Source organism: Plantactinospora sp. BC1 (assembly GCF_003030345.1).
GTDB lineage: Bacteria > Actinomycetota > Actinomycetes > Mycobacteriales > Micromonosporaceae > Plantactinospora.
Genome location: NZ_CP028158.1, coordinates 3073684 through 3096469, shown reverse-complemented (window position 1 = coordinate 3096469; position 22786 = coordinate 3073684). Strand labels below are relative to the sequence as shown.

The window sequence follows — 22786 nt, the reverse complement described above, 5'->3', positions numbered from 1 at the left end:
CCTCAACCGTGCTCCGGTCTGGTCAACGGTTCCGGTCGGTTCCCCGACACGGCACCGTCGCCGACCCGATCGGGTGCAACCGGGATCCCGGTGCCGGGCCGTGGGTCCGCCGCCGGCCGGGCGCTGATGGAGATCAATCATTGCGTACTGGTTTCCGATGGATGACGATTGATGCCCGGGGGGATCTTCCCAAGGAGGCATCTCATGGCGGAAGCAACAGAGGTCCCGGATGTCCACTCCTATCCACTCGGCGCCAGCCGTCCCCCGCTCGCGGTGGCCGACCTGCCCGAGCCCGAAGAGGTCTTCAAGGTCCGCAGGCTCGGCCCCCGCGAGCTGGTCAAGTACGCCCTCGGCCCCAGCCTGATCGCGCTGGGCATCTCGATCGGCAGCGGCGAGTGGCTGCTCGGCCCGCAGGCGGTCGGCCAGTTCGGCTTCGTCGGCGTCGGCTGGGTCATCCTGATCTCGGCGGTGTTGCAGACCTTCTACAACATCGAGTGCTCCCGGTACGTGATGGCCACCGGCGAGGCTCCGGTGGTCGGCTGGGGGCGGGTGCCGCCCGGTTACCTGCTCTGGGTACCGGTGTCGGTGTTCCTGGTGATCTTCGCGTTCATCGCCGGGGGGTGGGCGGCCTCGGCCGGCCAGGGCATGTACGCGTTGGTGCACGGCGAGGCCCCGCCGGCCGGGGCGGAGGAGCCCCGACTCTGGGCGATCGCGCTGCTGGTGCTGGTCTTCCTGATCGCCGCCGGGGCGAAGCGGATCAGCCGGGCCCTCGAACTCGCCAACTGGGTGATGGTCAGCGTCGTCCTGCTGGCCCTGTTGCTGGTGGCGCTCTTCGTGGTGCCCTGGGACATCTGGTGGGAGGGGATCCGTGGGTTCGTCACCCCGGCCGCGCCGCCGGAGGGGATCACCGCCACCCAGCTCGGCGGGCTGGCCGGCTTCACCGCACTCGTCTCCGGGCTCAACTGGTATGTGATGGGCCACTACCGGGACAAGGGCTACGGGATGGGCTTCCGCACCGGCTACATCTCGGGGCTGCGCGGCGACCGCCGGGAACTGCTGGCCAACGGGGTCACCTTCCCGGACGACCCGACGAACGCGGCCCGGTGGCGGCGCTGGTACCGGCTGCTGCTGATCGACATGTGGGGGATCTTCTTCGTCGGCGCGATGCTCGGCATGCTGCTCCCCACCATCCTGATGGCGCAGGCGGTGCAGCTCTCCGGAGAGGCGCCGACCGCGTCGAACGTACCGACCTTCGTGGCCACCGCCCTGGAACCCGACTACGGGCCGCTGATGTTCTACGGCATGCTGCTGATCGGCGTACTGGTGCTGTTCAGCACCCAGCTCGGCATCTTCGAGGGAATGGTGCGGGTCAGCACCGACGCCGCGCACGCGACCAGTCCCCGGCTGCGCCGGCTGCTGGAGGGCGACCCGCGCAAGTTCTACTACCCGTTCATGCTGCTGCTGCTCGTGGTCATCTCGGTGGTGCTGCACCTGGCGGTGCCGGTCAACCTGGTGCAGTGGTCGGCGAACATGTCCAACCTCGGCGCGCTGCTCTATCCGTTCCTGCTGATCTATCTGAACAGCCGGCTGCCCCGACCGGCCCGGCCGCGCCCGTGGCACTACGTACTGCTGGTGCTGAACGTACTGTTCTTCGGCTTCTTCTTCGTCAACTTCATCGCCGACTTCGTCGGTGACCCGCTGATCACGTTCTGAGCCGTCGGCGGAGCTGACCGTCGGGGAGGGACCGGCCGCGTTCGGCGGACGTGCCCTCCCCGAAACCCGTTTACCGCCGAGGTGACATGCGCGTAGCTTGGAGGGCGGCGTCTGACGGGGAGGTCGAGATGGTCGCACCGGCCGGTCTGGTCGAGATCACGTCCGAGGCGGAGCTGCGCGAGCTGCTCGGCGAGCCGAAACCCCTGGCGGTGACCAAGGAGCGGGTACGACTGCACGAGATCGACCGCGAGTGGCTCGCCGCCTCGCCGTTCTGCCTGGTGGCCACGGCCGACCCCGCCGGCAACTGCGACGTCTCGCCCAAGGGCGACCCGCCCGGCTTCACCGTGGTGCTCGACGACACCACGATCGCCATTCCGGAACGCCCGGGAAACCGGCGCGCGGACGGTTTCCGCAACATCCTGGCGAACCCGCACGTCGGACTGGTCTATCTGATTCCCGGCCGGGGCGAGACGCTGCGGATCAACGGCCGGGCCCGGCTGGTCCGGGAGGCGCCGTTCTTCGACCAGATGATCGTCAAGGGGCACCGTCCGATCCTGGCGCTGGTGGTCGAGATCGAACAGATCTTCTTCCACTGTGCCAGGGCGTTCATGCGGTCGTTACTGTGGCATCCGGAGAGCTGGCGCCCGGAGGCGCTGCCGCCCCAGCCGCAGATCATCAAGCGGGTCCAGCGGACCGAGCAGTCGCTGGAGGAACTGGAGCGCTACTTCGGCCCCGAGTACGCCCGCCAGCTCTACCAGGGCTGACCCGTACCTCCGGCGAACGATCGGTCCCGGTAAGCGTACCGGAAGATCCCACCCCGGCGGCCCGGAGCAATTTTCCGCGCTTTTCCCATTCCGTCCGAGTGGGCGAACGATAATTGATCTCGCGGTTCGGATCCTGAAATTGGGATGAATGTCCGGACGGCCCCTCCACAGTGGTCGCCGCGTGTAATGATGGCGGGCCATCACCGCGCTGTTTCGAGTCGCGGCGATCTCGTCTTGTGGGAGCCTCTTCGTGCAGCTACTCCTGGCCTACGCATTCGATCGCGACGAGGCGACGTCCGATCTGCCGTCCAGAATCGACCGGATGACCGGCCACTACGCGACGATCTGGCCCGAGGGAACGCGCCGCTGCGGCATGGACGTCGGTCGGCTCGGGCTGCACATCTGGGACGTGGCGCCGTCACCGTGGCGCTGGCCCGCCTGGCAGCAGGAGCCGGACCTGGCGGTCGCCACGCTCTACCTGCCGGTCGACTACCGACGGGTGGTCGGCGGCGTCCCGGCGGAACGGGCGGCGGTGCCGCTGGCCAGGGCGCTGGCCGACCGTCCGCGCTCCGTGCTGGAGCTGACCGCACCGTTCGTGCTGGCGTCACTGGCCCCCGGACAGGGCCGGCTGCGGCTGCACACCGACGCGGTCGGGCTCGGCCGGCTCTACCAACTCCGCTTCCCCGGCGGCTGGGTCTGGTCCAACCGGCCGGCCGCCGCGTGCCGGTTCGCCGGGATACGCGCCGAGCCGGACCGGGACGGCTGGCGCACCTTCGCGGCCACCGGCTGGTTCCAGGGCGACCGGACGCCGTTCAGCAATGTCTTCGCCGTACCGGGCGGGACGACCATCGACTACGACGCGACCGGGTCGGCCCCGGTCCGGAGCCGGATCGACGCGCTCGCGACCTGGGCGGCGGACGGCGGGGGCGACGCGCTCTCGGCCGACCGGGTCGACGAGGTGGCGGAGGCGTTGCGCGGTGCGATGCTCGCGCTCGACCCGCTCTGGTCGGGCAAGGTGAACATCGGACTCAGCGGCGGCCGCGACTCCCGGCTGTGCGCGGCGGCGGCGCTCACCGCCGGCCTGGAGGTGCAGTTCCACACCAACGCCGCCGAGCCGGGCGAGGCCGACGTCGCGGAACGGCTCGTCGCGGTACTGCCGGGCGAGCTGGCCAGGCGGGTCAGCCACCGGATCGACCGTCCGAAGCCGGGCGGCCCGGCCCAGACCCACGGCCTGGCGATGACCGCCCCGGTACTGCCGAACGTGCTGGCCTGGCACCGGGTGCAGGAGGGACTCCGGCCGGAGAGCTACCTGCCGTCGGCCGCACCGAGCCGGTTCGTTCCGGCGAGCTATCTGACCGTCAGCGGCGCCGCCGGAGGGATCGCACACGGCCACTACTACCCACCGGACCACGTCGAGATCTCCCGGCTGGCGTACCCGGACCGGCTCGACGCCTTCACCGACCGGCTGGCGGCCCAGGTCGTCCGCAAGTCGGGGCTCTCGGCCGCGGCCCGGGCCACCTCGACGGCACAGCTGCACCGCACCCTGGCGGCGGCGTTCACCGCCGGGCTGAGCGACGCCAAGGTCCTCGACTACTTCCTCGTGTCGGAGCGGGTCCGCCGGTGGGGGACCGCCGCCGACCGGACCGGCACGATCATCCCGTTGCTGGTTCCCGAGTTCGTCCGGGCGGCCTTCGGCATCACCCCGGCGCAGCGGCGCGACAACGCGTTGCACCGGGCGGTCACCGAGCGGCTCATTCCACAGTGGCGGGGCGAGCCGTATTATGCCCGCCCGCCCGGCCTGGTGCCGCCGGTCTACGCACCACGGCTCGGCACCGCCCCGGACCGTGACCTCATCACCGCGGTGGTGGCCGAACAGGAGTCCTGGGCCGACGCGCACCGACCGGCCGCCGTCGCCGCCGCCTGGCACCGGCTGGTCGCCGGGCGGGGCGGGCCGGGTGACGAGCGGCTGATGCACCGGGTGCTCTGGCGGGCCGTCTTCGCGGACTATCTCGCCGAGGTGAACGGCGAGCAGAGCGCCGACCGGGTACTGCGGTCGCCGGTGCCTCCACAGTCCGCCCCGTCCCGGATCCTCGCCGGGACAGCGGCCCGGGGGCGGCGCTTCGCGGCCCGGGGACTGCGCCGGGTCGCCCGGGTCGTCGACCCGGTACCGCCCCGGTCGAGCTGACCGACGCGCAGCTCCGTCCGGCGGGGCCGGCAGATCCGCCGGGCCGAGGAGGACGCATCGGCACGCCACCCCGCCGTAACCGCACGGCGGCCCGGAAGCCGTAATCGCACGGTGGCCTGGCGAGCCGTAACCGCACGCCGCCCCGCCGTAACCGCACGGCGGCCCGGAAGCCGTAACCGCACGGTGGCCTGGCGAGCCGTAACCGCACGGTGGCCTGGGGGGCCGCGCCGTCCGACCTGGGCCGGTGCGGCCGGGGTCAGCTCAGTTCAGCAGCCGCTCGACCGGTAGCCGCCGGATGGAGGCGTCCAGCACCTGCGCCGTGTGCGCCAGGGCGATCCCGCCGCCTCCGCCGGATCGGGCTGAGGTCGCGCCGCCCACCCGGGGGAGCGCGGCGGTGATCTGCATCAGGCAGCCCGGGTTGGCGGTCACCAGCAGCCGCGCCCCGGTGTCGAGTACGTCCCGGGCCTTGCGCTCGCCGAGCCGGGCCGCCGGCTCCGGGTTGAGGATGTTCCACACCCCGGCCGAGCCGCAGCACAGCTCCGGGTCGGCGATCTCCCGCAACTCCAGCTCGGGGATCGCCCGGAGCAGCTCCCGGGGCTGACTGCGGATCCCCTGGGCGTGCCCGAGATGGCAGGCGTCGTGATAGGCGACGCTGACCGGCAACGGGTGCCGGCGGGCGACCGGGCCGAGTTCGACGAGGAGTTCGGAGAGGTCGCGTACCCGGGCGGCGAACTCGGCGGCCCGCCGCGCGTACGCCGGGTCGTCGGCGAGCAGGTCGCCGTACTCCTTCAGCGACGAGCCGCAGCCGGCGGCGTTGACCACGAAGTAGTCGATGCCGGTGTCGGCGAAGGCGTCGATCAGGTCCCGGGCGAACCGGCGCGCCTCCTCCTCGCGCCCATTGTGCACACTCAACGCGCCGCAGCAGCCCTGCCGGCCGGGATTGAGCACCACCTCGCAGCCCTCGGCGGCCAGCACCCGGGCGGTGGCCGCGTTCACGCCGGGGAAGAAGGCGCTCTGCACGCACCCGGTCAGCATTCCCACCACCGCCCGGCGTCGCCCGTACGCGGGCACCCGGTCCGGGGGCTTGGGTGCCCGGGTCAGCCGGGGAGCCAGCGACTCCAGGGCGGCCAGCGTCGGCGCCAGCCGGGGCAGCAGCCCGCTCCCGGCCACCAGGGCGCGCAACCCGCTGGCCTGGTACGCCCGCAGCGGCCCGCGCAGCAACCGCAACCGCTTCGGGTACGGGAAGAGCGCGAAGACCGCCGCCCGGAGTGCCCGTTCCCGGACCGGCCGGCGGTGCCGGCGCTCCACCTGCTGCCGGGTGCGCTCGATCAGGGTGTCGTAGCGTACCCCCGAGGGGCAGGCCGTGACGCAGGCCATGCAGCCGAGGCAGGCGTCGAAGTGCCCCACCATCGCCTCGCCCAGCGGTTCGCCCTCCAGGCCCTGCCGCATCAGGTGGATCCGCCCCCGGGGCGAGTCCATCTCCTCGCCCCACAACACGTACGTGGGGCAGGTGGGCAGGCAGAATCCACAGTGCACACAGTCGGCGACGAGGTCGGCCGGGGGTGGCCGGTGCGCGTCGAAGGCCGGCTCGCCGGAGGTCGGCCCGAGCAGCCCGAGGACGTCCCGGGGCGCGCTGGCCGGCCGGGTACCGCCGGGCGACGGCGGGCCGGGCGGGAGCGGGTCGGGTGACGGCATCAGATTCCTCCCACGAAGCGTCCGGGCGCGAGCCGCGCGTCGGGATCGAACCGCTGCTTGACCCGGCGCATCAGCTCCAGTCCCTCCACCGGGCCCCAGAGGTCGACCCGGGCCCGGACCGGGTCCGGCGCGGTCAGCACCACGGCGTGTCCGCCGGCCTCGGTGGCCGCGCCGCGCAGCTCCTCGACGACCCGGGCCACCCGCTCCGGTCGGGCCCCCGCCGGCAGTCCGGCGTAGAGCACCCCGGTGCCGGCCGAGCCGCGTACCCCGATCGGCACGTCGTGCCGGTCGGCCGTCGCCCGAGCCGCGGCCAGCAGATCGGGTACCCCGGAGAGCACCGCCGTGAGCTTGAGCCCGGTGTCGCCGGGCCGCCACGGATACCGCGACCACCAGGGCGGCGGCTCCGTCTCGGGTACCGCTTCGGCGCCGAGCAGCCGGGCGGCGGCCTCGGCTCGGCCGGCCACCCCGGCGGGGGTTCCCTCCAACAGCAGCACCGTCTCGTAACCGCCGTCGGGTGGCGCGTCGACCTCCAGGGCGCTCGGCACCAGTTGGGCCCCGAGCACGGTGCCGAGCAGCCGGCGGATCCGCTCGACGGCGGGTGCCCCGACGCCGGGCGTGCGGCAGCGGAGGTACGCCCGGGCGGCCGGCACCGGGTGCAGCCGGAACACGCACTCGGTGACCAGGCCGAGGGTGCCGTACGCCCCGGTGACGAGCTTGCCCAGGTCGTAGCCGGCGACGTTCTTCACCACCTTGCCCCCGGCGTGCGCCACCACCCCGTCGGCGCGGACCAGGGTGACCCCGATCAGCAGGTCCCGGACGGTGCCGTAGAGCATCCGGCGCGGCCCGCTGCCGTTCACCGCGACCATCCCGCCGACGCTGGCGCCGCCGGTCGGGTCGTCGAGCCCGAGCTGCTGACCGGCCGGGGCGAGCGCGTCGCGGAGTTCGGTCAGCGGGGTGCCGGCCCGGACCGCCACGATCAGGTCACCGGCGGCGTGCTCGACCACGCCGGTGAGTCGACGGGTCTGCACCAGCAGGTCGAGGCTGCGCGGCGGGTTGCCCCAGTCGGACCTGCTGCCGGCGCCCCGGAAGACCACGCTGAGCCCGAGGCCGGCGGCGGCCCGCAGCAGCGCCGCCGCCTGCGCGGTCGAGCCGGGCGCCGCGACGATCCGCGCGGGTACCCCGCCGACCGCGTCCGCCGGCCCGGCCGGCCGGACCACCTCGATGTCCGCGCCGTCGGCAACCGGCTCGTCGTCGACGGCTTCGGCGATCGCGGCCCGGAGCGTGTCCATCTCGCTGGCCGTGGTGTCGAGCTGCTGGGGCATGGGTCAGAACACCTCCGCGAGACCGGCCTCCTGGAGCGGGTGCGCCCCCCTGCGCCGGCCGGGCACCTCGCCGCAGAGCCGGGGAGTGGGGAAGATCTTGCCGGGGTTGGCCAGCGAGCGCGGGTCGAAGGCGCAGCGCAGCAACTGCATGGTGTCCAGGTCGTCGTCGGTGTACATCCGGGGCAGGTACTTCGCCTTGTCCATCCCGACGCCGTGCTCCCCGGTGATCGACCCGCCGTACGCGACGCAGAGGTCGAGGATGGCGCCGGAGAGTTCCTCGGCCCGTTCGGCCTGCCCGTCGACGGAATCGTCGAAGAGGACCAGCGGATGCAGGTTGCCGTCCCCGGCGTGGAAGACGTTCGCCACCCGGATGCCGCGTTCGGCGGCGAGTTCACCGATCCGACGCAGCACCTCCGGCAGGGCGGTACGCGGGATCACCCCGTCCTGCACGATGTAGTCCGGGCTGATCCGGCCGACGGCGGCGAAGGCCGACTTGCGACCCTTCCAGAAGAGCGCCCGCTCGGCGTCGTCGGCGGCGATCCGGATCTCGAACGCGGCGTTGGCCCGGCAGAGCCGCGTCACTTCGGCGAACTGCGCCTCGACCTCGGCGGCCGGGCCGTCCAGCTCGACGATCAGCACCGCGCCCGCACCGGCCGGGTAGCCGCAGTGCACGGCCGCCTCGGCCGCCTCGATGGCGAGCGCGTCCATCATCTCCACCGCCGCCGGCACCACCCCGGCGGCGATGATCGCCGAGGTCGCCGCCCCGGCGGCGTCGGTGGTGGCGAAGGCGGCGAGCAGGGTACGCACCGACTCCGGCAGCCGGACCAGCCGTACGGTGACCTCGGTGGCGATCCCGAGGGTGCCCTCCGAGCCGACGAAGGCGCCGACGAGGTCGTAACCGGGGCTGTCCGGTGCCGCCCCGCCGAGCCGGACGAGGTCGCCGTCCGGGGTGACCACCTGTAGTCCGAGTACGTGGTTCGTGGTGAAGCCGTACTTCAGGCAGTGTGCCCCGCCGGAGTTCTCCGCCACGTTCCCGCCGATCGAGCAGATCTGCTGGCTGGACGGGTCGGGGGCGTAGTAGTAGCCGTACGGGGTGGCGGCCCGGGTGACCGCCAGGTTGATCACGCCCGGCTCGACCACGGCCCGTTCGTCGGCCGGCGACACCTCCCGGATGGCGCGCAGTTGGGAGGTGACGATCAGCACCCCGTCGGCGTGCGGCAGGGCGCCGCCGGAGAGGCCGGTGCCGGAACCCCGGGCCACGAACGGCACCCGCGCGGCCACGCAGGCCCGGACCACCTGGGCGCATTCCTGGGCGGTCCGGGGCAGCACCACCAGCGCCGGCACCACGCGATACTGGGCGAGCCCGTCGCACTCGTAGGTCCGCAGCCGGGCCCGGTCGTCGATCACCTGCTGCTCACCGAGGACGGCGCGCAGTTCGACGGCCACCCTCTCGATCTCGGCTCGGGCCATCCGTCGACCTCCGGTCTCCGCCCCGGTCAGGGCATCGGTTCGTTTCCGGTCACGGCATCCGTTCGTACGCGGGCAGGGTGAGGAAGTCCACGAACTCGTCCGCCACGGCGACCTCCATGAACAGGGCACGTGCCTCGGCGTACCGGCCGGGGTCGTCGCCGAGCTTGGCGATCTCCTCGTCGGCGATCCGTTCGACCAGCTCCCGGGTGACCCGGGCACCGCCCTCCAGCGTGACGTCGTTGTGCAGCCACTGCCAGACCTGGGAGCGGGAGATCTCGGCGGTCGCCGCGTCCTCCATCAGGTTGAAGATGGCGACCGCTCCCGAGCCGGCCAGCCAGCTCGCCAAATATTGGATGCCGACGCTGATGTCGTTGCGCAGTCCCGCCTCGGTCGGCGCGCCGGGGGTGGCCGCCACGTCGAGCAGGTCGGCGGCGCTGACCCGTACCTCCTCGCGGGTGCGGTCGAGCTGGTGCGGCCGGTCGCCGAGCACCCGGTCGAAGACCTCGCGGCAGACCGGCACCAGGTCGGGGTGGGCGACCCAGGAGCCGTCGAAGCCGTCGTTCGCCTCCCGGGTCTTGTCGTCGCGGACCTTGGCCAGCGCGGTCTCGTTGACCTGCGGGTCGCGCCGGCTGGGGATGAAGGCGGCCATCCCGCCGATGGCGTGCGCGCCGCGCCGGTGACAGGTCCGGACCAGCAGTTCGGTGTACGCCCGCATGAACGGCGCGGTCATCGTCACCGCGTTCCGGTCCGGCAACAGGAAGTCGGCGCCCCGGGTACGGAACTTCTTGATCACGCTGAACATGTAGTCCCAGCGGCCGGCGTTCAGCCCGGCGGAGTGCTCGCGCAGCTCGTAGAGGATCTCGTCCATCTCGAAGGCGGCCGGGAAGGTCTCGATCAGCACGGTGGCCCGGATCGTGCCGTGCGGGATGCCGAGCCACTCCTGGGCGGCGGCGAAGACGTCGTTCCAGAGCCGCGCCTCCAGGTGGCTCTCCAGTTTGGGCAGGTAGAAGTAGGGGCCGCTGCCGGCGTCGAGCTGCGGCCGGGCGCAGTGGAAGAAGTAGAGGCCGAAGTCGACCAGGCTGCCGGAGGTGCGCTCGCCGTCGACCAGGATGTGCTTCTCCGGCAGGTGCCAGCCGCGCGGCCGGACCACGATGGTGGCCAGCTCGCCGTCGCGCAGCCGGTAGTGCTTCCCCTCCGGGGTGTGCAGTTCCAGCTTGCGGGCGATCGCGTCCCGGAGGTTGAGCTGCCCCTCGATCACGTTCTGCCAGAGCGGGGTGTTGGCGTCCTCGTGGTCGGCGAGCCAGACCTTCGCCCCGGAGTTGAGGGCGTTGATGGTCATCTTGGCGTCGGTCGGCCCGGTGATCTCGACCCGCCGGTCGACCAGCCCGGGTGCCGGTTCGGCGACCCGCCAGTCGCCGGCCCGGATCTCCGCGGTCTCGGGCAGGAAGTCGAGGGTGCCGCCCGCCGCCAGCGCCGCCGCCCGCTCGTCGCGGCGGGCCAGCAGTTCCCGGCGGCGGCCGTCGAACGACCGGTGCAGCCGGGCGACGAAGTCGAGCGCCTCGCCAGTGAGTATCTCCTGGTAGCGGTCGTTCATCGGTCCGGTGACCTGGACGCCCTGCGGCAGCTTCATCGCTGTCCTCCTCCTAGGTGATCCCCGTGATCAGCCTACGGCGCTCCGGGCGTTCCGGCCCGGCCCGACCGCTGCCGGATCACGGGGATCGCGGCGGCGTACCGGCTCAGCGGATCGCGCCGCCGTTGGCCCGGCAGGTGTCCCGGACGTGCCAGAAGTCGCTGAGGTAGTCGTCGTGGATGCCCCGGCCCATCACCCGCAGCATCGCCTCGTCGGCCTGGCGCAGCGCGGAGACGTTGTAGTTGTGGCTGCCGGTGAAGACCCGGGGCACGATGTCGTCGTCGTACGCACCGTCGATGATCATGTATTTGTTGTGCGTCCGGATGTCCCGGCCCGGCCCGACGTTGTAGTTGCACTGGGTGAGCTGGACGTTGCTGCCGAGCGCGTTCAGCACCCCGGCGTTCGCCTCGCTGTAGACGACGTCGACCCAGCAGCCGGCGTTGCGCAGCGCGGTGAGCTTCTTGGCCACCTCGGGTCGGTTGAACGAGAACATGTTGACCCGTACGTCGGTCTGCCGGCGGGTGCCGTTGTCGTCGTAGGAGCAGGAGGCGACCGAGTCGAGGACGCTGACGACGGTGTCGGTGGCCGGGTCGCTGACCGGCTGCCCGGAGCGCTCCCGCCGGGGGAAGAAGTACGCCCGGTACGTGGTGCCGGTCGGGGTGCCCCAGTAGTAGTTGTTGTTCCCGGCCGAGTTGTAGCGGTACGACCGCAGGTCCGCGAAGTACTGCCGGTACGCCTGGTACGTCGTGGCGTCGCTGAAGGTGAGCCCGTTGTTGTACGCCTCGTTCGCGTCCCACCAGCCGAGGTTCGCCGAGCCCTGGAAGACCACGTTGGACACCGTGGAACCGTTGTTGAGCACGATGCTCGACGCGGTCAGGAACTTGTTGTGGTTGTAGGCGGTGACCGACGAGTCGGTGTAGTCGATCCGCCGGGTGCCGATGCAGCCCCGGTCGGCGCTCGGGAACTTGTCGGCGCAGTGCACGATGTACGACCCGGCGGTGTCGTTGCTGCCGAGCACCGGCAGCAGCCGCTGGTACGGCCGCTGGCTCACCTGCTCGTGGTCGAGGATGATTTTGACCCGGACCCCGCGCCGGTGCGCGTTCAGCAGGCGTCCGGGCAGGTCGGGGGTGGTCTCCGAGTCGGTGACGTCGGTGACGCCGAAGCCGAACCAGGACATCTGGATCTCGCCGCCGGCCGGTACCCGGTCGATGATCCGGGCGAGCTGCATGAAGATCGCGTTCTGCTGGGCGGCCGAGCCGGTCGGCCGGTTGAAGACGGCGTCGTTCATCGTCGGGTCCGGCTCGGCGGCGCTGGCCGGTCCGGCGCCCAGCACCGGGAGCGTGCCGGCGGCGACGATGAAGACGAGTGCCGACCGAGCCGCCAACCGTGGCGAAAATTTACGTATCCGCATGGCTAGATGATTGCACCAGATTGTGACCGACGGAACCTCCGTTCCCGGTACGGATCGGTTGCCCGGCACCGTTGTGCCGAAGATGAACGGGCGCGACGTGGACGTGGTGGTGATCGGGGCCGGGCAGGCCGGACTCTCCGCCGGCTACTTCCTCGGCCGGAGCGGATTCGCGCCGGAGACCGGTTACGTGCTGCTCGACGGCGGCGCCGGACCGGGCGGCGCCTGGCGGGACCGCTGGCCGACGCTGCGGATGTCCGCCGTACACGGCGTGCACGACCTGCCCGGCCGACCGCTCGGCGACGTCGACCCGGACCGGCCGGCCGCCGAGGTGGTCGCCGGCTACTTCGCCGCGTACGAGCGGGAGTTCGGCCTTCCGGTGCACCGCCCGGTGAACGTGACCGCGGTGCACGACCGGGACGACGGCCGGCTCGACGTGCACACCGACGCCGGGCGGTGGCGCACCCGGGCACTGGTCAACGCGACCGGCACCTGGCGGCGCCCGTTCTGGCCGTACTACCCCGGCCAGGAATCCTTCGCCGGCCGGCAGTTGCACACCGCCGACTACCGGGGACCGGCCGAGTTCGCCGGCCGCCGGGTGGTGGTGGTCGGCGGCGGCACCTCCGCCCTCCAACTGCTCGACGAGGTCGCCACGGTCGCCGCCGAGACCCGCTGGGTCACCCGCCGGCCGCCGGTGATCCTCGACGGCGAGTACACCCCGGAATGGGGCCGCGCCGCCGTGGCCCGGGTCGACGCCCGGGTCCGCGCCGGGCTGCCGCCGGCCAGCGTCGTCGCGGCCACCGGTCTGGTGTGGACCGAGCAACTGCGCCGGATGCGGGCGCGGGGTCTGCTGCACCGGCTGCCGATGTTCGCCCGGATCACCCCGGACGGCGTCGTCTGGCCCGACGGCAGCAGCTTCGCCGCCGACGTCATCCTCTGGTGCACCGGCTTCCGGGCCGTACTCGACCATCTCGCCCCGCTGAAACTGCGCGGGCCGGGCGGCGGAATCGTGATGGACGGGACGCGGGTGGTCGCCGACGACCGGGTGCACCTGATCGGGTACGGACCGTCGGCGAGCACCATCGGGGCGAACCGGGCCGGCCGCAGCGCCGTACGGGAGATCCGGCAACTGCTCGACCGCGCGTCGACGCCCGCCGGAACACCGCGCTGACCTGCTGAAACGTCCCGCCTGGCCGGTGCCGGGGACCCCCTAACACGCCCCGCCGGACGGCTCACCGCATTTGACGAATCGGGTTGGAAGCGGCAACGTAGGGCAAGTACGGCCTGTCGCCCCGGGCTGGGGCTCGGCGCGACGTGCACCGGCCGTACCCAGGCGTCAGCCCGGTCCGCCGCAGGGTGTGGACCAGACGAACGGGCTGGCTACATGACCGATGGCCGCCGCGTCGCAAGGCCCAGTTGGCCGCACGCGGGTGCCCGGGGCACGCCCGCCGGACGGGTGCACGGGCCGAGCTCACGAAATCCACGAGGAGTCCGCATGCTCACCATGACCGAGAACGCCGTACTCGTGATCCGCGACCTGACCGCGCAGCAGGAGGTGCCGGAGGGCGCCGGCCTGCGCATCGCCAGCGACCTCTCCGCCGGCTCGCTCAACCTCACCCTGGCGGAGAGCCCCGCCCAGGGCGACCAGGTGGTGGACAGCGACGGAGCCCGGGTCTTCCTCGACCCGCAGGCCGCGCAGATCCTCGACGACAAGGCCCTGGACGCCGCCGTCGACGCGCAGGGCGCGGTGCAGTTCGGCTTCGCGGAGCAGGGTCCGACGACCTGACGTCGGCACCGCGACCCACGGGTCGGGCCTCCCGCCGGCTGGGATCGACGGTGGGAGGCCCGGTCCCGGTCCAGTACAGTCCATCCGTGCATCGTTGCTTCCCCATCACCCCGCCCCCGCGCTCCTGAGCGGGGCGACAACCCCAGCGCATCGTGCCGAACCGGCCGATGCGCTGTCCGTTCTCGGGTGATCCTGGGCTCGCCCCGCTTCCGCGACCACTTTCCCTCTCGTCGCAGGAGCGCGAACCCTCATGCACACCTCTTCCGCACCGCTCGTCGCCGTGCGCCGCCGGTCCCGTACCGGCCTGTGGTTTCTGGTCATCTCCGGCACGCTCTGGGGCACCGGTGGCATCACCGGCAGCCTGCTGGGTCAGCACACCGGGCTCTCCCCGGTCGCGGTCGCCGGATACCGGCTCGCCGTCGGCGGGACCCTGATCGTCGCCTTCCTCACCCTCACCGGACGTCGCCCGCCGCGCGGCCGGGCGGCCTGGACCCGGATCGCCGTCTTCGGGGTACTGGCCGCGCTCTACCAGGTCTGTTACTTCGGCGCGGTGTCGCTCACCTCGGTCAGCCTCGCCACCCTGGTCACCATCGGCGCCGCACCGCTGCTGGTGCTCGCCGCCGAGGCGGTCACCGGCCGGCGGCGGGTCGACCGGGAGACCGCCGCCACCTGCGGGCTGGCGGTGGCCGGGCTGGTGCTGCTGGTCGGGTTGCCGGCCGGTGGCTTCGGGGCACTCGCGGTCCTCTCCAGCGCGCTGCTCGCGCTGGTCTCCGCCGCCGGGTTCGCCGCGATCACCCTGGTCGGCGCCAGGCCGGTGCCGGGACTCGACGAACTCGCCGGCACCGGGTACGGCTTCACCCTCGGCGGGCTGCTGGTGGCACCACTGGCCGCCGGCACGGTGGGGCTCGGCTTCCAGCCCGGTCCCGCCGCCCTCGGACTGCTGATCGCGCTGGGCACCGGGCCGACCGCGGTGGCGTACCTGCTCTACTTCCGGGGGCTGCGTACCGTCCGGCCCGGCACCGCGGCCCTGTTGGCACTGCTGGAACCGCTGGTCGGTGCGCTGCTCGCCGCGCTGCTGCTCGGGGACCGGCTCGGCCCGGCCGGGCTGCTCGGCGCGGCGCTGCTCGGCACGGCCGTGGTGCTGGCCGCCCGGTCACCGGTCGCGGCGGCGTAGAGTCGCGGACCGGACGTCCACCGCCCCCGTCCCCGCTCCGGGATCTCGCCGGGCAGGGGACGGGGGAGGGGGACGCCGGATGACCGAGCCGCCGATCGAGCTTCGCCCCGCCACACCGGCCGACACCGACGCGGTGCTGGAGCTGCACCTGCGCAGCCGTGCCGCGTACCAGCGGGCGGTCCGCCCCGAGACGGAGCTGGCCGCGTCGGCGGCGGTGCTGCGGGGTCGCCGGGACAGCTACTACGCCGCGATGCTCGCCGCGCCGGAGGTCGACGGCTGCTGCGCGGTGCGCGGCGATCGGGTGGTCGGCTTCACCCTCGCCGGTCCGGTCTCGCATCCGGACCCGTCCCCCGGTACGACCGACGAGCTCTACAAGATCCACGTCGATCCCGAGCTGTGGGGTCGGGGGATCGCCGGGCGGCTGCTCGGCCGCTGCGTCGACCGGTGGCGGGCGGCCGGGGTCGTCTCGGCCCGGCTCTTCGTGTGGGACTTCAACGAGCGGGCCCGCCGCTTCTACGCCCGCAACGGCTGGCTGGACGACGGCTGCCGCCGGCCGGACGATCCGCGCATCGGGCCGTACCGGATGCGGGGTTACCGGCTGACGGTGCCGGCACCGCTGAGCGGGGCCGACCCGGTGCGACCCGGCTCCTCCCCGCCCGGGACCGTGCCGGGACGCGGCTGACCGGTGCGGTGCGGGGTCGCGCCCGCCGCAGCGGTGACGCGGGCCGGGCCGGCCAGCCGGACCAACTCCGGCAGCACCTCACCGAGCGGCGCGTCGACGGTCAGCTCGGCGTAGTCGTCGCCCCGGGTCGGTCCCTGGTTGACGATCACCACCGGGATGTCGCGCTTCGCCGCCCGGATCACGAACCGGCGCCCGGACATCACCGTCAGGGAGGAGCCGAGCACCAGCAGCAGCCGGGCCCGCTCGACCAGGTCGAAGCAGGTCCGGACCCGGTCCGGTGGCACGGACTCGCCGAAGAAGACCACGTCCGGCTTGAGCATGCCGCCGGGGCACGCCTGGCAGTCGACGGTCCGGAAGTCCTCGACCAGTTCGTCCGGCAGCTCGACGTCACCGTCCGGGTTGACGGTGTCGGCGCGGGCCGCGAAGCGGGGGTTGGCGGCCCGCAGCCGCTGGTCCAGCGTCTCGCGGTCGGTGTTCTCGCCACAGCCCAGGCAGGTCACCCGGGCCAGGCTGCCGTGCAGTTCGACCACGGAGCGGGCCCCGCCCGCCTGGTGCAGGCCGTCGACGTTCTGGGTGAGGATGCCGGCCAGCAGCCCGCGCCGGTCGAGTTCGGCGACCGCCCGGTGCCCGGCGTTCGGCGCGGCCCGGGCGATCGTCCGCCAGCCGAGGTGGCTGCGCGCCCAGTACCGGCGCCGGGCCAGCGGGTCGCCGACGAAGGTCTGGTACGTCATCGGGGTGTGCCGGCGCAGCGCCCCGCTCGGCCCCCGGTAGTCCGGGATGCCGGAGTCGGTCGACAGGCCGGCGCCGCTGAGCACCACGACGTCGCCGCCGGCCAGGAGTCGCGCCAGTGCGGCGTAGCGTTCGGCGCTGCGGTTCTGCACCCCTCCATGCTGCCTCGACCGTGCCGCCGCGGCTAACGGGTGCCCCGGACGTGCGGACCGGCGACGGTGAGGCGGGTCACCGCAGGACGGCGTCGCCGATGCCGGGGTCGCTGGTGCGGTGTCCGCCGGGTGGGGGCTCGGCCGGCGGAGTACGGAAGGTGAGCGGCTCCGAGAGCGGACTCATCGTGTAACCCGAGCCGACCAGCGCGGCGGCCCGGACCGCCACGGTGTACTCGGTGTCCGGGGTCAGCGCGACGAAGGTGACGGTGTTGAACGGCATCGAGGAGAAGCCCTGCCACTCGCCGTCCACCAGCCGCTGCATCGAATAGCGGAAGACCGGGCCGGCGGACCGCGTCCAGGTCAGTGTCGCGCCGGTCGGGGTGACGTCGGTGGCCACCGGTTGGCCGGGCGGCGGCAGCGGGATCAGCGGGTCGGCCCGGGCGGGGGCGGCGGGCAGGGCCAGCAGGGCCAGGGCGAGGGCCAGGGCGAGCAGGGCGGCGTGCAGCAGGGCGGGCAGCTTGCGTCCGGGCATGACGAGAGCCTCTCTGCGGGTACGGCCGCTCCCAGCGCCGACAGGGGATCGACATCCATCAAACTATGTCGACTCGCCGCCTGTCCAGGGCCGCTGTCCTCGATCGGACAGGCGTACTAAGTGTGGTCATATGTTTACGGAGAGTAATCTCAGGTGCGGGCAGGTACCGCCCTGGGGCCGGGGTCACCACTCGCCGTGGCCACGCCCGCGATCCCTCGTCGACGGGCCGGGAACGGTCCGACCAGCAAGGAGTACCACCATGTCCGAAAGCAGCGAGGCCAAGCACGCCGCGACCGACGAACAGCCCGCCGTCGCCATCGACGAACAACCACCCGCCGAGGGCATCGAGGAGGACGGGATCGGCGTCGCGGCCGTACCCGCCACCCTCGCCGGACTGCCGGCCACCGCCCAGGGCCACTTCGCCGTGGTGAACGCCAACGGCACCCTCGCCCGGGGCTTCGGTGCCGTCTCGTCGACCCGGCTCGCGGTCGGCCAGTACCAGGTGGTCTTCATCCAGAACGTGGCCTCCTCGGCCTTCACCGCCACCATCGGGCTGACCGGCAGCGTCGGCGCGTCACCGCCCGGCGAGATCGCCGTGGTCGGTCGGGCCGGCATCCCGGCCGGGGTCTTCGTGCAGACCTGGAACAGCTCCGGCGTGCCCGCCGACCGCGCCTTCCACCTGCACGTCTCCTCCTGAACCGCACATCCTCCTGAACCGCCACACACGGATGCCCGGCCGGCGCGCCACCGGCCGGGCGTCCCGGGCCAGGCGGAAGCGCCTGGCCCCCGGTCCCCGCGGCGCGGCCCGGCGCTGCGGGGACCGGCCCGCCCTGCGGCGCACGATGCCGCCGGAACAGGATCCGGTCCGGCGGTCGAGTGTGGGGCGCGGTCGAAACGGCGCCGACCACGAGCGCGCGGCGCCGCCGGTGGCACGTGGCGTCGCCGCGCTCTGGCCGTCTCCCGCCCGCGCAGCCCAACGGCGGTACGCCGGCGAGGACCTGGCTCGACCGGTCCGCCTCGTTCGGGGGCGTTCCGGCTACATGTGGGGTTTCCCACCCTCGCCGGAAGCAAACCCGGCGCCCCGGCGGAACTGGTAGGAGTCACCCGGGCGGGTCAGGGACGGCCCCAGCGGCCACAACAGTCCCAGAAAGCCCGGAATCAACGCCCCGCTTCCTGGGTAAGGAAGGGGCCATGGAGCACTTCACTATCGCTACCGTCGCCGAGGAGAGCCCGGACTTCCGCCGGGTGTTGTGGACCGGCAAGCACACCCAGTTGGTCATCATGACGATCCCGCCGGGCGGCGAGATCGGCGAAGAGGTGCACGAGGACATCGACCAGATCCTCACGTTCGTCAGCGGTACCGGAGAGGCCCGGGTCAGCGGCCAGACCCGCAAGGTGACCCAGGGCGACCTGGTGGTCGTACCGGCCGGACGTAAGCACAACTTCGTCAACACCGGCCCGAACCCGCTGGTGCTCTACACCATCTACGGCCCGCCGGAGCACGCCGACCAGGCGGTGCACCACACCAAGGAGGAGGCCGACGCGATGGAGGAGGCCGGCAAGGACGAGCCGCCGACGAGCTGACCGGGGTACGGCCGCCTCACCCGACCGGATCCGCGAGAAGGTCCAGGGTGAGCGCGGCCGTCCAGCTGAACGCCGGAGAGCCGATCCCGGCACCGCTGTCCGGGTGGAAGTACTCGTAGTAGCCGGAGCGCCGGGCCAGGTCGAGCAGGCCCCGGCGCAGCGTGTCGGCGAGATCGTCCCGGCGGTGCGTACGCAGCCCGGCCCGGAGCAGCCAGTTGATGTTGAACCAGACCGGGCCGCGCCAGTACCGGAACGGGTCGAAGTCGACGGCGGAGCGGTCGTAGCTGGGTGCCGGCATCCGGGGATCGACCCCGAACCGGGCCGACTCCAGCTCGGCCACCAGGCTCGCCACCTGGCCGGCCGGCAACTCCGGCAGGACCAGCGGCAGAAGTCCGTTGACGCAGCGGGCCGGACTGTGCCGTCCGGTCCGGACGTCCAGGGCGTGGAACATCCCGGTCTCCGGGACGAAGAGCCGCTCCACCAGGCGCCTGGTGATCGCGGCGCCCCGGTCCCGGTGCGGTGCCGGGTCGGCGCCGACCAGCTCGGCGATCCGGGCCAGCGCCAGTTCGGCCGCGCCGTGCAGCGCGTTGAAGCCGGGGCACTCGACCAGGAAGGGATGCCGTGCCGCCAGGGCCGCGTCCTGGTAACCGCCCTCCCGGTACGACAGCGCGACGCTCAGGTAGCGGGCGTAGTCGTCGTCGGTGGGGCGGTGGTCGGAGGAGACCACCTGGTTGTCCCGCCGGGCGTACCGGCGCAGCACCTCCACCGCCACCGGTACGGCGGCGAGCGCCTCGTCCCAGGCCGGGCTGTTGTCGAGCCCGGACTCCCACGGGTGCACGATGGCGGCGAGCCCGGCACCGCCGACGTCCCGGGCGGTGGCCAGGTAGTCCTGCTGGGCGACGAGTCGGGGATAGAGCCAGCGCAGTTCCGCGACGGCCCGCTCGTCCGGCGCGTGCCGGTAGACCTGCCAGGCGCCGAGCGCGTGTACCGGTGGCTGGACAATCCCGCTGGTCGGCCTGGCCGGCTCGACGCCGTTCCCCGTGGCGCCGCCGCCGTGTCCCGGGCCGCCGTCGGGACCGGGCGGGCCGCCGCTCCAGAAACTCGGACCGGGGAAGTAGTCGCGCTCGGTGACCCCCGGGTCGAAGACGATGTGCGGCACCCGCCCGTCCGGCCACTGCGCGGCGAAGAGGCTGCGCAGGTCGCGCCAGGCCCGGTCCGGCGCCACGTGGGCCAGCCCGATGCTGATGAACCCGGCGTCCCAGCTCCACTGGTGCGGATAGAGGGTCCGGGACGGCACCGTGTGGGTGCCGGTCCAGTTGGCGGCCAGGATCGCCGCCGCGCCCCGCCAGGTCTCCGCGTCGGCCGCGTCGAGATGCTCCGGTACGTCAACTGGTTCGCTCGGTCCGGTGGCCCGGACATGCTTCGCGGCGTGGGACATAACCACTCAACGCCTGGTACCGGTACGCCGTCGTTGTCAAATTTCGGTCCACCCCGCCGCCGCCGATCCAGGCGTCCGGTGCACCGCGTCGACCTCAGCCCACCACCGGCAGGCTGTCCACGTCGACGGTCTCCGGATATTTCAGTCCCGCGCCGGTGTTCAGCACCACCACCCGCTCGTCGGCGCGGAGCCAGCCGCCGGCCCGCAGTTGCCGGACGGCGGTGAGGCAGGCGGCGCCCTCCGGACAGAGCAGCAGCCCCTCCCGGGCGCCGAAGTCGTGCAGGTCGGCGAGGATCGCCTCGTCGTCGACGGCGACCGCCGTGCCGGAGGTGTCCCGGAGCGCGTCGAGGATGAGTTCGTCGCCGAGCGGCGCCGGCACGTTGATGCCGAAGGCGATCGTCCAGGCGTCGGCCCACGGCTCGGCCCGGTTCGCACCGGCGCCGAAGGCGCGCACGATCGGGGCGCAGCCGGTGGACTGTACGGCGACCAGCCGGGGCAGGGTCTCGCCGATCCAGCCGAGTTCCCGCATCTCGTGCAGTGCCTTGTGGATGCCGATCAGCCCCACCCCGCCGCCGGTCGGATAGACGATGACGTCCGGTACCTGCCAGCCGAGCTGCTCGACGATCTCGTACCCCATGGTCTTCTTCCCCTCCAGCCGGTACGGCTCCTTGAGGGTGCTCACGTCGAAGATCCCGCCGTCCGGTGAGCCGGCCGCCTCGGCGATCAACGCTGCGACGTACCGGCCGGCGTCGCTGATCAGGCCGTCGATCAGGTGCAGCTCGGCACCGGCGGCCACGCACTCCCGGCGGGTGATGGTGGGGGCGCCGAGCGGCATGGCGATGGTGGCCCGCAGCCCGGCCCGGGCGGCGTAGGTGGCCCAGGCGGCACCCGCGTTCCCGTTGGTCGGCATCGCCACGTGCCGGATGCCCAGCTCACGCGCCCGGGACACCCCGACCGCCGCACCACGGGCCTTGAACGAGCCGGTCGGCACCAGCCCCTCGTCCTTGACCAGCAGCTCCGGTACGCCGACCGACTCGCCGTAGCGGGGCGCCGGCAGCAGCGGGGTCCAGCCCTCGCCGAAGGTGGTGACGTGCCGGTCCTCGGCGACCGGCAGCAGTTCCCGGTAGCGCCACAGGTCGGCCGGACGCCTCGCCAGCGCGGCCGGGTCGACCGCGCTGCGTACCTCGGCGAGGTCGTACCGGGCCAGCAGCGGTGAGCCGCACGAGCAGAGGTTCTGCGGGCGGTCCGCGGCGTGCTCGGCGTCGCAGCGCGGGCAGTGCAGGTGCGTCAGGTACACGGCGGCCTCCGGTAGCTCGGTCGTTCCATGATCCCTCCCGGGCCGCCGGCCCGGGTGGTAACGGCCGCGTGATCAGTTGTCGACGGCGAGCCACTGCCGGCCGCGCCGCCCCGGCAGGTAGCCGGCGTCCAGCCGCTTGGCCAGCACGCCGGCCAGCCCCTGCTCGCGGCTGGCGTCGAGGGCGTACCGGCCACCGCCGGGGAAGTACGGCGGCGTCTGCCAGTGCGGGCCGGCGAGAGCCAGCCCGTCGAGGAGTTCCCGGCGCTGGGCGTACGGCAGGTCGAGGCAGCTCGTCCCCTCCAGCCAGAGCAGATCGAAGATCAGGTACTGGCTGCCGTCCCGCCCCGGGCTGCGCTGGCCGCCGGGGCGGGGCGCCGCCCGGCGTACCCGGCCGGCCCGGTCGAAGTCGACCAGCTCGCCGTCGAGTACCGCCTCGGTGGGAGCCAGCCGCTCGGCCAGCTCCCGCAACTGCGGGTACGCCGAGCCGAGGTCGTCGTCGTCGGCGGAGCGGAGCCGGAGCCGGCCGCCGGAGACGTACCCGATGGCCCGCAGGCCGTCCCAGCGCATCTCGTAACCCCAGTCCGCGTCGTCGGCGGGCAGCTTCGCCGCGGTCGCGGCGAGCATCGGGCGGACCCGTTCCGGCATCGACTGCCAGCCCGGCGGCGCCGGGTCGAGCCGGCGGACCATCCAGTCCCGCTCGCCGCGCCCGGTGCCGCCCCGGGCGCCGGCCCGGTCCGACCCGCCGCCCCGGGCCGCCCGGAACAGCACGTAGCGGCCGGAGACCCGCCCGCCGCGCAGCACCACCAGCACCTCGTCGTCGCGCCACTTCTCGCAGGTGTAGTCGCCCCGGTCGAAGACGGTCATCCGGCCGCCGCCGTACTCGCCGGCCGGGATCTCGCCGGAGAATTCGAGGTACTCCAGCGGGTGGTCCTCGGTGTGCACCGCGAGGTGGCTGCGTCCGGGCTCGCGCGGCAGCCCGCGCGGTACCGCCCAGGAGGCGAGCACCCCGTCCCGCTCCAGCCGCAGGTCCCAGTGCAGCGCCCGGGCGTGGTGCTGCTGGATGACGAACCGGTTCCCGGCCCGCACGACGGTCGGCTCCGCGTCCGGCTCCGGCTCCGGCACCGGTTCCGGGGTGCGCGCCCGGTCGCGCCTGCGCCGGTACTCGTCCAGCCGGTCACCCATGCCGGCCATTCTCCGCCGATCCGGCCCCGGACGCCCGGGATGC

General features: G+C 73.2%; 19 protein-coding genes. 9 read left to right on the top strand and 10 right to left on the bottom strand.

Translation table 11 applies throughout. From position 1 onward, the window contains the following. Positions 1–204: 204 nt before the first annotated feature. The 3 genes from C6361_RS13265 (at position 205) to C6361_RS13255 (ending at position 4662) form a co-directional block, all read left to right on the top strand. A complete protein-coding gene (locus C6361_RS13265) occupies positions 205–1713 on the top strand; it encodes an Nramp family divalent metal transporter (protein WP_107267935.1) in 1509 nt (502 codons plus the stop codon). A gap of 128 nt (positions 1714–1841) precedes the next feature. After that, a complete protein-coding gene (locus C6361_RS13260) occupies positions 1842–2477 on the top strand; it encodes a pyridoxamine 5'-phosphate oxidase family protein (protein WP_107267934.1) in 636 nt (211 codons plus the stop codon). Between the two features lie 322 nt (positions 2478–2799). Then, complete coding sequence (locus tag C6361_RS13255) at positions 2800–4662, top strand: hypothetical protein (RefSeq protein WP_159079310.1); 1863 nt, start codon at positions 2800–2802, stop codon at positions 4660–4662. A gap of 261 nt (positions 4663–4923) precedes the next feature. Here the strand turns inward: C6361_RS13255 and C6361_RS13250 are convergent, their stop codons facing one another. The 5 genes from C6361_RS13250 to C6361_RS13230 form a co-directional block, all read right to left on the bottom strand. Beyond that, positions 4924–6357 carry a (Fe-S)-binding protein gene (locus C6361_RS13250; RefSeq protein WP_107267932.1) on the bottom strand — a complete coding sequence of 478 codons (1434 nt, stop codon included), beginning with the start codon at positions 6355–6357 and terminating at the stop codon, positions 4924–4926. Then, the gene (locus tag C6361_RS13245; RefSeq protein WP_234359471.1) at positions 6357–7679 is read right to left on the bottom strand and encodes an FAD-binding oxidoreductase; all 1323 of its coding nucleotides are present in this window, start codon (positions 7677–7679) and stop codon (positions 6357–6359) included. Before C6361_RS13245 ends, C6361_RS13250 begins: the two co-directional genes overlap by 1 nt. Positions 7680–7682: 3 nt before the next feature. Continuing rightward, positions 7683–9149 (bottom strand): FAD-linked oxidase C-terminal domain-containing protein, encoded by a 1467-nt coding sequence (locus tag C6361_RS13240; protein WP_107267931.1) that lies wholly within the window; start codon positions 9147–9149, stop codon positions 7683–7685. Positions 9150–9198: 49 nt separating this feature from the next. Continuing rightward, positions 9199–10779 carry a malate synthase A gene (gene aceB, locus C6361_RS13235; RefSeq protein ID WP_107267930.1) on the bottom strand — a complete coding sequence of 527 codons (1581 nt, stop codon included), beginning with the start codon at positions 10777–10779 and terminating at the stop codon, positions 9199–9201. Positions 10780–10885: 106 nt separating this feature from the next. After that, positions 10886–12190 (bottom strand): phosphatidylserine/phosphatidylglycerophosphate/cardiolipin synthase family protein, encoded by a 1305-nt coding sequence (locus C6361_RS13230; protein WP_234359470.1) that lies wholly within the window; start codon positions 12188–12190, stop codon positions 10886–10888. Between the two features lie 82 nt (positions 12191–12272). Between C6361_RS13230 and C6361_RS13225 the strand changes: the two genes are divergently transcribed. The 4 genes from C6361_RS13225 (at position 12273) to C6361_RS13210 (ending at position 15829) form a co-directional block, all read left to right on the top strand. Then, positions 12273–13358, top strand: coding sequence for an NAD(P)-binding domain-containing protein (locus C6361_RS13225; protein ID WP_107270926.1), 1086 nt, complete (start codon positions 12273–12275; stop codon positions 13356–13358). Between the two features lie 324 nt (positions 13359–13682). Beyond that, positions 13683–13973, top strand: coding sequence for an iron-sulfur cluster assembly accessory protein (locus tag C6361_RS13220; protein WP_101370005.1), 291 nt, complete (start codon positions 13683–13685; stop codon positions 13971–13973). 250 nt (positions 13974–14223) lie between these two features. Further along, a complete protein-coding gene (locus C6361_RS13215; protein ID WP_107267929.1) occupies positions 14224–15147 on the top strand; it encodes a DMT family transporter in 924 nt (307 codons plus the stop codon). 79 nt (positions 15148–15226) lie between these two features. Next, complete coding sequence (locus C6361_RS13210; RefSeq protein ID WP_107258163.1) at positions 15227–15829, top strand: GNAT family N-acetyltransferase; 603 nt, start codon at positions 15227–15229, stop codon at positions 15827–15829. Here the strand turns inward: C6361_RS13210 and C6361_RS13205 are convergent. Both C6361_RS13205 and C6361_RS13200 read right to left on the bottom strand, forming a co-directional pair. After that, positions 15739–16710, bottom strand: a complete 972-nt coding sequence (locus C6361_RS13205; protein ID WP_107267928.1) for an NAD-dependent protein deacetylase — start codon at positions 16708–16710, stop codon at positions 15739–15741. The two genes, C6361_RS13210 and C6361_RS13205, sit on opposite strands and share 91 nt — an antisense overlap. Before the next feature lie 76 nt (positions 16711–16786). After that, positions 16787–17242: a fibronectin type III domain-containing protein gene (locus tag C6361_RS13200; protein WP_107267927.1), complete on the bottom strand. Its 456-nt coding sequence runs from the start codon at positions 17240–17242 to the stop codon at positions 16787–16789. Positions 17243–17501: 259 nt separating this feature from the next. Between C6361_RS13200 and C6361_RS13195 the strand changes: the two genes are divergently transcribed. Then, entirely contained in the window at positions 17502–17939 is a 438-nt protein-coding gene (locus tag C6361_RS13195; RefSeq protein ID WP_107258166.1) for a hypothetical protein, read from the top strand. A gap of 494 nt (positions 17940–18433) precedes the next feature. Further along, positions 18434–18826, top strand: coding sequence for a cupin domain-containing protein (locus tag C6361_RS13190; protein WP_107267926.1), 393 nt, complete (start codon positions 18434–18436; stop codon positions 18824–18826). A gap of 16 nt (positions 18827–18842) precedes the next feature. On the opposite strand, the gene C6361_RS13185 is transcribed toward C6361_RS13190, so the two are convergent. The 3 genes from C6361_RS13185 to C6361_RS13175 form a co-directional block, all read right to left on the bottom strand. Continuing rightward, the gene (locus tag C6361_RS13185) at positions 18843–20264 is read right to left on the bottom strand and encodes a hypothetical protein (RefSeq protein ID WP_369931425.1); all 1422 of its coding nucleotides are present in this window, start codon (positions 20262–20264) and stop codon (positions 18843–18845) included. A 94-nt stretch (positions 20265–20358) separates the two neighbouring features. Continuing rightward, positions 20359–21561 carry a threonine synthase gene (locus C6361_RS13180; RefSeq protein ID WP_107267925.1) on the bottom strand — a complete coding sequence of 401 codons (1203 nt, stop codon included), beginning with the start codon at positions 21559–21561 and terminating at the stop codon, positions 20359–20361. A gap of 72 nt (positions 21562–21633) precedes the next feature. Continuing rightward, positions 21634–22743 carry a DNA polymerase ligase N-terminal domain-containing protein gene (locus C6361_RS13175; protein WP_107267924.1) on the bottom strand — a complete coding sequence of 370 codons (1110 nt, stop codon included), beginning with the start codon at positions 22741–22743 and terminating at the stop codon, positions 21634–21636. Between the last annotated feature and the right edge of the window lie 43 nt (positions 22744–22786).